This is a genomic window from Bartonella sp. AC70YNML (assembly GCF_042196545.1).
Lineage (GTDB): Bacteria > Pseudomonadota > Alphaproteobacteria > Rhizobiales > Rhizobiaceae > Bartonella.
On sequence record NZ_JBHIQK010000001.1, the window covers coordinates 222,456 to 238,990 of the forward strand.

At 37.0% G+C, this 16,535-nt stretch carries 9 protein-coding genes; 4 read left to right on the plus strand and 5 right to left on the minus strand.

What is annotated here, in order from left to right; all coding sequences use genetic code 11:
* Positions 1–285: 285 nt before the first annotated feature.
* A complete protein-coding gene (bafA, locus tag ACFIMU_RS01075) occupies positions 286–2,850 on the minus strand; it encodes a BafA family autotransporter (RefSeq protein WP_375696746.1) in 2,565 nt (854 codons plus the stop codon).
* 360 nt (positions 2,851–3,210) lie between these two features.
* A complete protein-coding gene (gene bafA / locus ACFIMU_RS01080) occupies positions 3,211–8,769 on the minus strand; it encodes a BafA family autotransporter (RefSeq protein WP_375696747.1) in 5,559 nt (1,852 codons plus the stop codon).
* A gap of 561 nt (positions 8,770–9,330) precedes the next feature.
* Between bafA (ACFIMU_RS01080) and ACFIMU_RS01085 the strand changes: the two genes are divergently transcribed.
* Positions 9,331–10,620 (plus strand): MFS transporter, encoded by a 1,290-nt coding sequence (locus ACFIMU_RS01085; RefSeq protein ID WP_375606276.1) that lies wholly within the window; start codon positions 9,331–9,333, stop codon positions 10,618–10,620.
* Here ACFIMU_RS01085 and ACFIMU_RS01090 read toward each other — a convergent pair.
* From ACFIMU_RS01090 to ACFIMU_RS01100, 3 genes are read right to left on the minus strand one after another with little or no spacing between them, the layout of a single operon-like run.
* The gene (locus ACFIMU_RS01090) at positions 10,617–10,880 is read right to left on the minus strand and encodes a hypothetical protein (RefSeq protein ID WP_375606467.1); all 264 of its coding nucleotides are present in this window, start codon (positions 10,878–10,880) and stop codon (positions 10,617–10,619) included. The two genes, ACFIMU_RS01085 and ACFIMU_RS01090, sit on opposite strands and share 4 nt — an antisense overlap.
* On the minus strand, positions 10,870–11,049 hold the full coding sequence (locus tag ACFIMU_RS01095) for a hypothetical protein (protein ID WP_375606277.1): 180 nt from the start codon (positions 11,047–11,049) through the stop codon (positions 10,870–10,872). Before ACFIMU_RS01095 ends, ACFIMU_RS01090 begins: the two co-directional genes overlap by 11 nt.
* Positions 11,049–11,495 carry a DNA polymerase III subunit chi gene (locus tag ACFIMU_RS01100; protein ID WP_375696748.1) on the minus strand — a complete coding sequence of 149 codons (447 nt, stop codon included), beginning with the start codon at positions 11,493–11,495 and terminating at the stop codon, positions 11,049–11,051. Before ACFIMU_RS01100 ends, ACFIMU_RS01095 begins: the two co-directional genes overlap by 1 nt.
* A gap of 397 nt (positions 11,496–11,892) precedes the next feature.
* Here ACFIMU_RS01100 and lptF point away from each other — a divergent pair, with 397 nt between their 5' ends.
* The 3 genes from lptF to ACFIMU_RS01115 are packed head-to-tail and all read left to right on the plus strand — an operon-like array spanning position 11,893 to position 16,532.
* Positions 11,893–13,083, plus strand: coding sequence for an LPS export ABC transporter permease LptF (gene lptF, locus ACFIMU_RS01105; RefSeq protein ID WP_375696749.1), 1,191 nt, complete (start codon positions 11,893–11,895; stop codon positions 13,081–13,083).
* A complete protein-coding gene (gene lptG, locus ACFIMU_RS01110) occupies positions 13,080–14,171 on the plus strand; it encodes an LPS export ABC transporter permease LptG (protein ID WP_375696750.1) in 1,092 nt (363 codons plus the stop codon). The genes lptF and lptG overlap by 4 nt, the downstream gene beginning before the upstream one ends.
* Entirely contained in the window at positions 14,172–16,532 is a 2,361-nt protein-coding gene (locus ACFIMU_RS01115) for an LPS-assembly protein LptD (RefSeq protein WP_375614389.1), read from the plus strand.
* Positions 16,533–16,535 lie beyond the last annotated feature (3 nt).

Below are 16,535 nucleotides of genomic sequence, written 5' to 3' on the forward strand. Positions count from 1 at the left end.
CACACCTTCATCCCGCTTGCGATGTGCCAAGCGAATAATTTTGATTGATTCAACATAAACAGATTTGGAATGAGAGAATCCTATGATTTTCGCGACTCTTATTCAACACGCATAGAAATGAATTATTATTATAAATTCAGTATGTTGCCTTTAAAAGAGAGAGTATAAAGACATTCCTACTATTTGAGAAAGTCCCTACACTCTCGAGAAGACATAGCCGAACGTTATCTGTTTAAGTTTGCAAAACAATTACATTTGTAAAGTTAATCAGCCATGCACACATATTTAGAAACTATAGCGTAATCCTAAAATACCTTGAAGAGCATTCTTAATCTTATGTCCTTTTAGATAATGTGCTTCCGCATAAAGTGTTAGTTTATCATTGACCGAACCGTTTAAACCTATTCCCAATTTACCCGCACTGCCTGATAAATCTGTAATAAATTTATACTGGTTATTAATTGTCGTATAATTATTATTTATATTCTCACGCAACCAAGCTGCCATAATGTAAGCTGTTAATGACGTTTCTGAATTCACAAAAAATTCATGTCCTGCAGTCAATCCAACTTCACTGCGGAATGAAGTTAATGGGCTTAGATCACCTATCATTCCATTCGAAAGTTTTATTCTTTTACCTTCAACCTGCAAACCTGTTAGTTTGATATAAGGCTGCATCCAAGTATTCTGTGCCGGTTCAAAATAACAACCGATCTCAAATGATCCACCTATTGCCCACTGATTGTAATGACTTTGAATGGCTAAACCATTCGTTGATATGGCTTTCAAATTATCTCGGTAATAATTATATTTCAAAACACCATCCATATACCATCCACGATGATCAAAATAAGTTGCGTAAGTTCCAATACTATAAGAGCTCAAATTGCTGTCACCACCTCGTGCATGAGAAATACGTGCTTGATCATAACTCCCAAAACCACCAACATACAACTCTCCATGCCCTAATTCACTCAACTGATCAGCACCAAAGACTAAACCTGTCTGCCCAAGTTTAAAGTGTGTATGGCCTGTCGCAACACGTTCTCTGCTCTTAATCCCATAAGTCCATAGTTCGATATCTTTCTTATTTCTGTCCCAAATTTTTCTACCATTCCGTATAATTTGCAACTCATTATTAAAAATAAGCCCAGGAACTACGGACAACGTTAACACTGCATCTGTAGAGGGGGTTGTTAATGTTTCTCCAGGAAAAAAAGGATTTGTCGGATCTGGCATAGAAGGTTCTGGTCCACTGAGGCGGTCTGCCGATAAAAACCAAACTTTTCCATTTTCATCCTTTCTTTCTTTCAAATCATACATATAAGTTCCACCATCAATGGCGTTAATTTTTTCACCCTTAAGATCTGTCAGCGTAAAATGCGCTCCACCACTTTGATCCGTAATTAAATCACGCTTATTTGAAAAAGGATCCGTGATTTCAACGCCAGAATCAGCAACACTTATTGTATGTTTCCCAGCGCCTTTCTCAACCAAGAGATAATCACCACGGTTATGGGCAATCGTAGTATTGAACGCGAAATGTAAATTTCCTGAAAGATTATTCACATGAAGCTGAGAATAATATGGATCAGAACCTGTAAACGAAAAAATAATACTCCCTTCACCACTTAATTTTTGTATCAAAGAACTTTTTCCATCAAACTCATCAGTAATAGAGTATAGTTTTGTATCTTTTCCATTTAAAATAATATCTTCTACTGTGGTGCGTTGTTGATCATTCCCAGCATAAAGATGGATCTGCCCAGAATGGTTTACCTGTGTCTTGCCTTCTAATGTTGCTCCAGCATGCACCCATGATTTTGTTTGATCATTCATTGTTAGATTTTTTACAGATCCGTCAGTATCTATTTCCTGAATAGCATTCTCATTTAAAGTGACTCCAATGGACTGACCACCTTTTAAGATACGTTGTTTACCACCACCAAAAACTTCTGTGTCAAATGCAAAACCACCATTTTTTGCACTTTGAGACTTTTGTCCAACCTCTTGGACACCCCCTCGCATAACTTTTGTATTCCAAACTTTTCCGCCATCATATACTTTTTGTTGGCCTAGTGTTTCATCTTGACCATAAATGATAGTGTGAGAAGCACTACTGCCTTTAATCTCTCCTCCAATATCCCCCTCGCCGAAAATAAGCTGCTCACCGCCATAAATTTTAGTCCCCTCTACTTTCCCTCCATTTCCAACACTTTGGTGCCCGCCTTCTTTAACAACAGCATTTTTCGAAAAACCTTGTTTTCCTTTTAAAGCCTGAACATTTTCAATTCCACCATGTTCAATTTTACTATTCTCACTGAGTCCTCCTGCATACACATAAAGCTCTGCACCATTCCTTACAGTGTTATTAATGGATCGCCCTGGACTATCAATCTCACCATCATTTGAAATGTATGCTTTACCTTCATTATCAAGGATATAATTTTCTAATATTGCCCCATCTTTAATGGAAATAAGTTCAGGCTTTTTAAGAAACGCAGTATTTTGTTCTTGTGCATTATATCCAGCATTGTCACGATGACTGCTGTCAAACTCCTGTTGACTCGCAAACACTCTAGCACCCTTATCCATGATAAAATCGCTAGGCTTTTTCAAAAAGTCTAATTCATTGCGCGTTCTTATCATGACACCATGAGAGGCTCCAAGTATGCATCTGCCTGTTTTCATATCCTCATTGTATTGATCGTGAAATACCTTATCATTTTCATAACTTGAAGATTGACAAAAAAGTGCTGCTCTTCCCTCATTTGCAGCAGCAGCTTGCACAAAACAGCTGCTCAACATGAGTATCCAACAATGTCGTTTCCATTTATATTGTAGAGCCATATCCTCCCCCCTTCACGCCTGCATAGACACTGAACGTAATTAGCTCTACAAAACATATTTTCAACCTTAGATTGCAACAATCCTTCTTAAAAATCCTCCTTATTTCATAAAAAACCGTTCTTTACAGTTTTTTTAATACTTTTTTGATCAAGAATATAAGGGCGTTTTTATAGTGCTTCTTTAGCATTTCCTCAGAATTTTCTTATCAAAAAAAAGTAATGCATAATCAAGTATATAAAGGTATACAGTTTATCATGAACAACGAAGCTGCGTGCTCTGAAAAATTGTTCTCTGATGCTGCATTAAAAACTTAAAAAAACTAATCATACATTTAAAGATAACTAAAAAATAACCATATCGTTAGAAACTATAGCGTACACCTAAAATACCCTGAAAGGACTGTTTTGTTTTATGTCCTTTAACATAATGGGCCTCACCATATAACTTTAACTTCTCACTCACAAAACTGCTTAAACCTAATCCTAACTTACCTGCATTGCCCGATAAGTCCGTGGTAAATGGATGACGTTGATTAATTAACGTTTGATTGTCATCTTTATTCTCACGCAACCATGCTGCTGTAATATACGCAAGCGATGAGGAATCCATGTGAGAACCAAATTCATATCCTAAAGATAAGCCAACCTCACTGCGTAATGAAGTAAATGGACGCATGTCACCTGTCATGCCATTCGATAACTTGATTTCTTTACCCTCAACACGCAACCATGTAAATTGTCCATAAGGCTGCAACCAACTGTTCTTTGACGTCTTAAGTCGATAACCAGCTTCAAAGGAAGTTCCCAATGCCCTTTGAGTATATGTTCCTTCAATCTCTAAACCATTCGTTGAAACGGCTTTTAGAGTATTTTGATAATGATTGTATTTTAAAATACCATCGAGATACCATCCACTATGATCAAAATAAGTGACATAAGCGCCAATACCATAAGTATTGATTCCACTGTTACCCCCCCGTGCATGCGCAACACGGGCACGATCATAACTGCCAAAACCACCTATATAAAACTCTCCATTTTCCCACTCGCTTAAACCATTGATCCCCAAAACGATACCGGTCTGATCCAGTTTAAAATCTATATGCTCTGTCACAATGCTCTCTTTAGATTTAATCGCATAAGTCCATAAAGCTGCATTCTTTTTACTTTTATCTAGAACTCCTCTTCCCGCACGTACGGTTTGCATTTCATTGTGAAAAACCATCACTGGAGCCACAGACATAGACAATACCGCATCTGTAGAGGGAGTGGTCAAAAAGTGAGAAACTGAAAACGTCTCGCTTAATTGTGAAGAAGGTTGTTCTTTATGAACTGGACGCACAATCATTTGATCGGCTAAAGAGTGAGAAGATTCTGAAACAGCAGTTTGTTGTTTTTCATCAGAAAGAGGATGAGAACTTCCTGAACCTAAAACTTCAATAACGTGACTTCCAAAAGAGAAAACAGTTGGAGATACAGAAGCCTGAGATTTTTGCCTTAAGTTTTGGCAGTTCTCTCTTCGACGTGGCAATTTAATAACATGCGCTTGTGGTGCTGCAATCGTTGAAAGAGAAGAAACCGATTGATTTTGATTTAAATGCCGCACAGATCTGCTTCTACTACGTGGTAAACTGTTGAGAAATGAAACATTATCAATAAATACTGCAGATAAATACCAAACTTTTTCGCCCCCATCCTCATCAATTCTCTGTTTTAAACCATACGTATAGGTTCCGCCATCAATAGTTTTAACATTTGCACCAGAAAAGCTTCTCAGGGTAAAATGTGCACCTCCACTTTGATCAACAATTAAATCAAGTTCTGTTGAAGAAGGATCAACAATTTCAATACCGGAATCTAAAATACTTATTGTGTGAGAACCACGGCCATTTTTGATAAAGAGATAATCACCTTCTCCTTCTGCAAGGCTGACATTAAAATCGAAATGTAGACTCCCCAAAAGATTATCAATATAAAGCTTAGAGTAATGTAAATCGGATTCTGTAGAAGTAAAAATAATATTTCCCACACCGCTCAGCTTCTTAATATAAGTTTCTGTGTTTCCATATCCATTAGAAATAGAGTATAATTTAGCGTTTTCTCCCTCTAAATTAATATCGTCTACTGTTGTGTGATAATTTTTGTATTCAGTATAAAAGCTATTATTTCCAGCATAAAGATGGACTTGTCCCAAATCATGAATCTTTATTTTTCCTTCCAACACCGCACCAGCAAAAATCCATGAATTGGCTCCTTCTTTAATTGTTAGATTTTTTACAATGCTACCAGCATGAACTTCTTGAGCAGCATGGCGGTGTAAAGTCACAATGTTCACCTCTCCCCCTGCTAATACCCGCTGTACACCACCCGCGAAAACCTCAGTATTCACAGCTAAACCACCACTCTTTTGTATAAAATCATCATCATCTGCGAACCACTTAGCAAGAGTTTGTATTCCTCCACTCATCACTTTTGTTCCCACAGCCATCCCATCATCATATACATTCTGCTGTCCTGGCGTATCACCTTGACCATAAAGTGTCGTGTTATAAGCGCTGCTCCCCACAATTCCACCATTTACATAACCATCTCCGAAAACAAGCTGCTCCCCACCATAAATTTCAGCTTTCAATGCGGTTCCTCCTCCCTCCACTCTTTGTTTTCCACCCTCGTAAATAATCGTAAATTCTGAAATCCCTTGTTCCCCTACAATCTCAACACCACCATTTTCAATGGTCGTATTCTTACTGAAACCACCAGTCTCAACATAGAGTGTTGCAGTTTCTGGAACCGTATTATTAATGGATAATTTAAAATCATCCGTTTCTCCATCACCAGCAATATAAACTATGCTATTGTCACCGAGCACGGAGCTTTGCAAAATTTTTTCACGTGTACCAGTAATGAAATCCTCTGCATAAAAACTGAAATCACCTTTATAAGAATTGGCTATAGAATCTTCCAAAGGAGAACCATACTTTTCTTGCTCAAAAGATTCAGCTATAGGCAACTCCATATGAGATGGAGGAAAGATAGGAGAAAAATTTTTTTCTGGCATAGATGGTGTCGATAAAGACCAAATCTTTCCACCGTTATGATCTTTTTTCTTGAGAGCGTACATGTAGACTCCATTATCAACAGTAGCTATCTCTTCACCCCAAAAATCTATCAGAGTAAAATGCGCATTTCCGCTTTGATCATGAATTAAATCAAGCTCCAAAATTAAGTTCTGATTTTGTAGAAGAGAATTGGTAATTTCAACACCAGAATCGATAACGCTTATGGTGTGATTACCTGCTCCTTTTTTTATCAGAAGATAATCACCGCGCTGTTCTACAAAATTAGTATTAAACCTAAAATGTAAATTACCTGAAAGATTACCAACCTCAAGTTTAGAATAATGTGGATTAAACACGGTAGAAGTAAAAACAACGCGTCCATTCCCACTTAGATCCTCAATCAAAGAGCTTTCACCATCTATACTAGAGGCAATCGCGTATAATTTTGTATCTCTGCCATTTAAGACAATTTTTTCTACTTCAGTACGAGATTGCTCTGCACCAGCATAAAGATAAATCCGTCCAGAATCATTAACCGTTGTCTTTCCTTCCAATGTTGCGCCACCATGTAACCACGATTGTGCTTGATCCTTAACGGTTAAATCTTTTACATAACCTCCTAAATCTATTGCCTGAAAAGCAGTCCCTTCTAAAAGAACGCCAATCGCGATTCCCCCCGCTAAAACATGTTGCTCTCCACCAGAAAAGACCTTCGTATCAAATGCAAAACTGCTATACGCGTCTAGATCTTCTTCCACATAAAGATTTTGTACCCCTCCTTCCATGATCTTTGAGCTAAAAACCTCTCCATCATCATACACATTCTGATATCCTCGCACTCCATTCTCACCAGAAACGATAGTGTCATGGGCGCTACTCCTTACCATCTCCCCTTTGATATCAGACTTTCCTGAAACAAACTGCTCACCACCGTAAATTTTAGCCCCTTCAACTTTCCCCCCATCTTCAACCTTTTGTTTTCCCCCTTTCTTAACTGTACTATCCTGTGAAAGACCCTGTGTTCTAACAAGCTCAGTACCGCCTCTTTGAATTGTCGTATACAAGCTAAAACCACCGCTATAAACGGAAAGCTTTCCACCATCTTTAACTGTATTACTAATTGAAGTTTCTCCATTGCTATCAACTTCCTTGCTGCTCGTGTCAAAGCTAGGATCCGCAATAGAAACAGTTGTTCCTTGATCAATTGTGAGTTCTGTGAGTAAATCACTTGATGAACCAGTATATGGTTTCAATACACTATCAAAAACTTGAGAAGTTGTCTCATCAATGGTGTGGTTTGCATCTAAGTACCAAATTTTACCAGTACCCTTATTGTTTCTATGTTTCAAACTGTACCGATAGGTTCCGGCATCAACAGTTCCGATTTTTTCACCAAAAGTGTTTGTCAGAGTAAAATGAGCATTTCCACTACGATCAGTAATTAATTTAAGCTTTTTATAAGAAGAATTTGTAATTTCACGCCCAGAATCAGCCACACTTATTGTGTGAGAACCAGAGCTCCTTTTTTTAATGACAAGATAATCACTAAGCTGCTTGGCAAAATTGACATTAAAATCGAAATGTAAAGAACCTGAAAGCTCATCAATATTAAGCTCTGAGTATTGCTTATTAGTCCCTAAAGACGTAAAAATAACTCTCCCATTTCCTTTTAAATTCTGGATATTAACGTGAGGTTTTTTGTCATTATCTTCAGGAGCAATAATGTATAGTTTGCTATCTTCTCCATTTAAATTAAGATTTTCTACTTCCGTAACAGCTTCACCATTTCCAGCATAAAGATAGAGACTACCAAAATCATGAATATTTGTATCCTTATCTAATATTGCCCCCACAAAAGCCCATGACCTTGCTTGATGATTAATGGTCAGATTATCCACGTATCCAGAATCATATATATTCTGAATAGCTCTATCGTATAAAGTGACTTCACTCGCATTCCCTCCTGCAAAGATATTCTGCATACCATTTTTAAAAAGTTCGGTACTCAGTGCAAAAGCCCCCTCATTAATTGTAAAATCTTCATCTTCTGTATCGACTGTATCAGCATCTTCTGAGAAACCGTTATGAAAATTCTCTTTACCATCAATATTTTGAATACCGCCTTTCATAATCTTTGTGTCAACAGCCAGCCCCCCACTATAGACATTTTGTATTCCTGGCACTCCATCTGCAGCATGAATTTCAGTGCCATAAGCACTACTTTCCTTATCTTTCCGCGACAAACCATCCCCAAGAAAACCCTTACCAAAAATAATCTGCTCACCACCATAGATTTGAGCCCCTTCTGCATTTGCACCACTCTCAACAATTTGTTTCCCCTCTTTTTTAACAGCGGCATATTCCGAACTGCTCAGATTTTGAACGAATTCAATACCACCACTCTCAATTGTCGTATCCCTGCTAACACTTGCTGCATCAATGTAGAGTTTTCCACCTTCTTGAACCGTATTATTGATGGAATAGCCTGCTTCTTCATAGTTAAAGCTATTTATTTCAAAACCTTCAGAGTCACGGTTAGTAATATAGACAATAGCCTCATCGCTTATTACTGAATTTGTGAGAACTTCAAAGAATAGGTTTTCTAATCCCTTCCTTTCCTCTTCTGAAGACTTACTTCCTTCTACTGTCTGTTTATTCTCTATCCTTTTTGATTCCCCCTTTTTTTCTTTTAATCCCCTCACTTTTGATAACGATGTTCTTGTCTCTTCTAGATGTTCACTGATATCTACTGGTGTTAATAGCTTTTCTTTTGGTGTCGCTACTCCATCTGCACTCGCAATCTTGACAAAAAAACCACTGGTCATTAGTGCACAAAAACTTAATTTCAATTTGCGTTGCATTATTCACACTCCATAATTTTAAATTTAAATTCTCCCATTTAGAAAAAAGTGCACAGACCAAAACAACACAATGTTGCTCACCCTCATGTCTTTTAAGATAACGAAGCATTCGATAAATTAAGCTTTGACAGATCAAATATACACCATGTGTTTTAAAATATATGCACAACTAAAAGATTTAATTATTTTTTATATACACCTAAAAAGTGTTATAATTACATTCATGAAAATATTTTTGAGGCAATAAACACTGATCTACAAATAAGGCTGATCCCTCAAGAGATAAAAACAGCATTGAACTTTAAAGGAAACAGCAATGTGAATGAGAACAGCGTTTATGGCTACGTATTTCCATCTTCTACAGCATTTAAAGCAGTGCCTTTATTCTATTCAATTTGTATAATCTATAGAACACTTAATTCATGCTCATCAGTCTATACTCATTGTCCTAATATAGAGGAAACGTCATAATATTGACTCGACACTGATTTGAAATTTTTATAACTATAGTTAGTTAATTCGTCATTTGATTTGTCATACACTGAAAGGGACATTCTATTCATGTCTACAAACTTAGAAATGCAAGATAAAAACAACAGAAATTCCCCTCGTCGCATTTTGTTTGCAAGCCTTATTGGCCCAACAGTTGAATTCTTTGATTTCTATGTCTTTGGCACTGCCGCAGCTCTCATATTTCCTCATGTGTTTTTTCCAACACAAAATGATCAGGTTGCCATTTTACAATCTTTCCTGATCTTTGGAGCAGCCTTTTTTGCTCGCCCTTTTGGATCAGTTGTTTTTGGACATTTTGGAGATAAAATTGGAAGAAAAGCAACACTTATCGCTTCTCTTCTCACCATGGGACTTTCAACAGTCATTATTGGTTTTCTTCCTACTTATGAAATGGCTGGGTGGTTTGCCCCTTTCCTGTTAACCTTATGCCGTATTGGACAGGGAATGGGATTAGGAGGAGAATGGGGAGGCGCTGTTTTGCTCGCAACAGAAAATGCCCCTCCAGAAAAGCGCGGCTGGTATGCGATGTTCCCCCAATTGGGCGTTTCAATCGGTTTGTTTTTATCTATTGCTGTTTATTTGGGTCTGCTGCATTTCCTTGATCGCGCTGAACTTTTAGCTTGGGGATGGCGCATTCCTTTTATTGCTTCAGTTGTTTTTATGATTATAGGATTATGGGTTCGTCTTTCAATCAATGAAACTGTGCAATTCAAAAAAACTCTTGAAAGTAAAGAACATGTCAAAGTGCCTATCATAGATGTCTTTTTAAAATGTCCACGAATCCTATTTCTTGGAATATTTTCTGGTATGGCAACTTTTGTTTTATTTTACTTGGTCACGACATATTTGTTAAGCTATTCAACAAACCATTTGCAATTGCCATTTCATCAAGCTCTTCAAGTCGAAATTGTCGGTGCTGTTTTCTGTGGAATTTTTACTGTCATCACTGGGAAACTCGCTGATCGTATTAGACGTAGAACTTTGATGATTTGGATTACAATCATCACCGGTATGTATTCTTTCGCAATTCCTTATTTCTTAAATTCTGGAGTTATGGGAGTCCTTGCAATGTCTGTCATTGGCTTGTCTCTCATGGGAATGATATACAGTCCTCTTGGTGCTGTTTTGGCTTCACCGTACCCAACAGCAATTCGTTATACTGGTTCTTCTATCACTTTCAATTTATCTGCTATCGTAGGAGCATCTCTTGCACCTTATATTGCAGAATATCTGGTACAACATTTCGATACGTCTTATCTCGGCTACTATTTGCTTTTTGCTTCTTTTATTTCACTGATTTGCTTCGTCGGATTTACAGAGGATGAAATATCCAACTAAAATATAATAACGAAGAATAAAATAAGGACTGGCAGCGAAAATGCTGCCAGTTTCATTTTTAAAGACATGGGTTGAGGTATCTTCCACCACAATATTCCCGCAAACAATGCACTCAAAAAGAAAAATAAAAAATCTGCAATATTGCTTATATAAGAAACAGCAAACATTTCTGATAAGATATGCGTCGTCCCCAACCATGAAACGCAAAAGAAGGCCAACATCACAGCCCATAAAACAAGCAAAATTCGATCAATAATCATCATTATGGTGTTTCGTTTTTTTAATTATAGTCCATATATTTAACATGCCTAAAAGAAAAATCACAATAAAAACCCAACGCCCTCCCCCTGATCCTTGCGCAATAAAAAGTGCTGGATTTACTATTCCTACCACTCCTATAAAAATCAGAACAACAGATACGAAACGCATTAAATTTGTTTTTCCCAACGATGATCTTCAGTCTGTTGCCAATACGTTAAATTATGATTTTCCATTTTATATTTTTTCCACTGTGCACGAATGAGATTCAACTGCTCTTCACTTTTACCATCAAATATCACGACAAGTCGTTGATAAGCATCAATATCCGAACAAACAGCTCCCTCTATGAGAAAACGAATCTTTGAATCATTCGGATTTTCTTGTCCTGTTGTAAGAAATACAGGCTGAAAGTTTGGATATTGATCACACTCCGTTCCATGTCCAATAAATGATTCATCAGTATAAACCCATAAATGTATATCTATAGAATCGCGTTGTTCTTTACTCACACACTGTATTGTTACTTTACCAAAACGAGCCAATGCACGCTCCACAAGCGTCGGCAAAATATCCTTCAGCGTTGACTGCGTCAAATGATAGAATAAAATATCCAATCTCTTAAGCCTTCATCATTCTTTATAAAAAAGCTAATATCTTTTTAAAAAAACTTCTATACCCCTAATACAAAGGAAACGGTTCAAGATATAAACCCTCTTTTTTGATTGAGATGCATTATCTCTTTGCACGTATCTTTAAAAGACAATAATTTTTATTTTCAACGTTAATAAAAAAGTTTTTTAAGTTATTTTCCAGATTCTTTGTAGACTATAGTTGAAAATAAAATATAATGTACGGAAAATTTAAAGAGGACCTCATAGGCAATTTTATATTATTTATTTGGTAAAAATATCCAATTCATTAAAGGATATTTTTTCAAACTTTATTACATTTTAACCGAAAGCAGTAAGAATATTTGCTATCGAATTAAAAACTGAGGATTTTCCCCAATTTATGCGTATTATTGAGTTCTACATCCTGAAACGTGTCCTTGTTTTGTTTAGTTCTGTCATGATTGCAGCAGTGAGCGTTAGTTGGACTATACAAATTCTTGCACGGATAAACTTTCTCACAACAAGTAAACAAACACTCCTCACAGTCTTACAATTTTCACTCTCATTGGTTCCTTCTGTTGTTTTTCTGGTCATTCCGTTTGCATTAGTGATCGCAATTACAACCATCCTCTCAGCAATGCATCAAGACTCAGAATTTGCTGTCATCAATGCCTCTGGTTTTCCTAAAAGTACTGTCTGGAAACCTATCCTTCTTCTTGCTATTATTGCATCCTGTATCTCCTTTTCTATAGCTAATTTTGTTGTTCCTCAAGCGCGTCTTCATATGCGACAAATGCTAGCAAGCGCTCGTTTTGATCTTATCAATCTATTCATTAGTGAAGGGAGCTTTCAAAAACTCGCCAATAACCTTTACATAGAAATTGGCGAACGAAATCCAAATGGAACACTTGAACGCCTTTTCATTGCCGACCAGCGTGATCCTAAGACTGATCTTTTTTATTATGCAACAGACGCATCCATTGTGAGCAATAAAAACGGCAGTTTTCTGGTTCTCAATAACGGTGAAATAGAAAGAGTCAATCATCAAAATAACAGTGTTTCAATCGTGCAATTTAGCTCATATACTTTTAGCCTAGGAGAGTTTATCCCCAGTGATAAAACACCTACTCTTTATCCAAAAGATCGGTCTCTTTCTTATTTACAAAACCCTGACCCAAAAGATCCCTACTATCAACGAAAACCACTCCAATATAAAGCTGAATTTCACCGCAGATTAACACAATGGCTCTACCCTATTGTTTTTTCACTTATTGCATTAGCAGCGGCAGGGGATGTACGCTCCCATCGACAAGCTCGTCATTCCGCAAATCTCTCGGCAATTGCCCTCTCTTTTCTGGTATATTGGATAGGATATTTTTTCGCAGAAAAAGCAAAAAGCGATCTTGCATACGTTCCTTTCCTTTATATTATACCTATAGGAACAAGTGCATTTGTCTTTTTTATGCTTTTAACGAATCATAAAATTGGGCTTCCCACAAAAGTTAATGAGATACTTCAAATCGCTTTTCAAAAAATAATGAACAAATTTGAACATCGAAAATCTCAAGATTCCTCGGATAAAATATCATGATTGGGTGGACACTTGGACAATATTTTTTTATACGTTATCTTAAAATAACTTGTTATTTCTGGGGAAGCATTTTTGTTCTTGCTCTTTTAATCGATTTCACAGAGAATTCCGGTAGGCTATCTTCCCTTGCGCATTATACAGCAAAAGATGCATTTTTCCTCTCTGTTTTACGCATCCCTTTTATCATGCAACAACTTATCCCTTTCATTGCACTCTTTTCTGCAATGGCAACGCTTATCTCGCTCAACAAAAAACTTGAACTTGTGGTGACTCGTTCAATCGGTGTTTCTGCATGGCAATTTCTTATGCCAGCTTGTTTTGGAGCTTTTCTTTTAGGATTATTTTCAATTCTTCTTATTAATCCACTTGCTGCATGGGGATTTTCTCAAGCAGAAAAAAAGATGACTGAATGGCGCAATCACAATGTACTAACACCTCTTCACAATACAAGTATCCACTGGTTAACACAACATACAAATTTAGGCAGAACAACCATTGGTGCTAAATCTATCTCCGATCAAGGACTTTCTCTTCTCGATGCAACCTTTGTACAATACAATGATAATGCAACCGTTAAAAATTGGATTAATGCCCCAAAAGCAACTTTGACTAATGGATTTTGGCTATTAACAAATGGAACAATCTATAAAATAGGGCATCCTCCTGAAAAATTTACCATGTTGCAAATAAAAACCAATCTAAAACCTGAATTTTTAACGGAACGTTTAGTGAATCCCGCAACTATTCCATTTTACCAATTGCCCCAAAAAATTATGATTGCACGTTCATTTGGCTATTCTGCTCATAATTTTGATATGTATTTCCAATCTTTGATTGCATTACCGGCATTGCTTGTGGCAATGACCCTCATTGCAGCAACTGTATCTTTAAATTTTACACGTTTTGGGCAATCTAGAATGTTGATTCTTGGTGGCGTGATAGCTGGGTTTATGCTTTATGTTATTTCCGTACTTGTCCAAGCTTTTGGTAATGCTGGATATATTCCACCAATTATTGCAGCTTGGACACCCGTTGTTATTGCGTTATTCTTAGGAATCTCTTTTTTGCTTCATAAAGAGGATGGCTAAGTGAAGGCATTAACACTTAAAAAAACTATTTTAACAAAATTAAGTGCTCTCGCTTTTAAAAGTATTGTGGGGGTTATTTTAGGAGGTGCTTTGTCTTATTGTGCGCACGCTCAAAGCCTTCAATCTCCTTCTCAAAGTCGCATTCAAAATCCGGAACCTCCTCTTTTGCTCTCTGCGGATGAACTCATCTACAATCGTGATGAAAACACTGTTTCTGCACACGGTAATGTCCAAATCGAATATGATGGCAATAAAGTTGTCGCTCAAAAAATTATTTACAATCAAAAAACAGGACGGCTTATAGCACAAGGAAACGTTGAAATTACTCAAAAGGATGGTAATAAAATTTATTCCAACCAAATTGATATGACCAAAGATCTTGGCGAGGGTTTTGTAAACGCCTTACGTATTGATACAGCCAACAATGTTCACTTTTCAGCCCAAAATGCTACACGCAAACACAATCACATAACAGTCTTTGAAAATGCAACCTATACAGCCTGTGAACCTTGCTCTTATAAACCAGATCGAGACGTCTTATGGAAAATTAAAGCAAGAAAGATCATATGGAATAATAGCGTCAAAAAAATTCGGTTTGAAAATAGCAGTTTTGAAGTTTTTGGTGTACCGATTATAAAATTTCCAAATTTTGAGATCTATGATCCAACTGTCAGGCGTGCTAGCGGTCTGCTTACTCCTCATTTTTTTTATACCAATGATCTCGGCATGGGGATAAAGAATTCTTATTTCTGGAATCTCGCTCCTCATTACGATTTCACACTTTCTTCTACGGTTTATACCCAACAAGGGCTTTTGACCGAAGGGGAATGGCGTCAACGTTTTAAAACGGGCCGTTATAACATTCGCTTTGCTTATATATATCAAATAAAACCGCATAAATTTGATAATGATACAATTGATGCACAGTATAAAAATCGTTATATGCTGGCAACAAAAGGGGACTTTCGTATTAATTCACACTGGACTTATGGATGGGATATTCTTGCACAGTCAGATCGGCATTTTAGTCGTGCCTATAAACTTGAAAACTATAACAATCCTACACAACTTTCTCAGATCTATCTGAATGGTCTTGCAGGAAAAAATTATTTTGATATGCGTTTTTATCATTTTAAAGTTCAAGATTTGATATTGAATGATCCTCATTATGAACGTCACTCTCGGCAAGCGTGGGTTCTACCACGCATCGATTATACTTTCACACCAGATGAACCCATTTATAATGGAGAGCTCACCTTCCATAGTAATATGCAATCAATTTATCGTCGTCATGCTGATTTCAGTTCACCCGACAAGAACGCAAATTCTCTCAACATAGTAAGACTTTCTGGTATAGCTGGAAATAGTTTGCGGTTAACAAACGAGCTTCAGTGGAAAAAGCGCTTCAACACGCACAATGGACTCATCTTAACCCCCCTCCTCTCTCTACGAGCCGATATCATTACAACCAATGTACGTGAAAATCATGATTCTTCTATAAAAAACACTGTGTTATCCGAAGTTCGTGGTTCAGCAATTCGTGGCATGGCAACAGCAGGGTTAGAACTACGCTATCCCTTTCTCATTACAGCTGATCATTCTACACATATCATAGAACCAACCGCACAAATTTTCATACGCAATAATGAACAATATATCGGACAAATTCCTAATGAAGATGCTCAAAGCTTTGTATTTGATGCAACTACTCTCTTTCAACGGGATAAATTTTCTGGTTATGATCGTGTAGAAGGTGGCACAAGAGCCAATATAGGTCTAAGATACTCTGGAAGCCTTAATGATAATTGGTCTCTTTATGGTCTCATTGGACAATCCTTTCATCTAGCAGGAAAGAATTCTTTTGCAGAAAAGGACTTTATCAATGTCGGTACTCATTCTAGCTTAGAGGCAAAACGTTCAGACTATGTTGCAATGTTTGGTACAACCCATAAAAGTGGTTTTTCCTTAGAAACGCGTGGACGCTTTGACAAAAAAACAGGAAAAATCCGCCGTAGTGAAATCGAAGCATCACAAAAATGGCAAAATTTTTGGGCGGCTCTACAATATGCCTATATCGCAAAGCAACCAGATTATGAATATTCTCAAGAGCGCCAAGAAATTTCTTTTCAAACAGGACTTAAATTGGCAGATTATTGGTCCATTAATAGCAACGCCGGTTATGATTTAGTATCTGGTACATTTATAAAGCGAGGAATTAGCTTGAGTTATATGGATGAATGTTTCGGGTTAACATTCGGTTATCAACAGGTAACGAATCCAGGCAGGAAAGCACCCTTGCAAAACTTTAATTTCTCTCTTTCATTGCGTACGATTGCAGATATCGGAAAAAAGATAGATTAATTT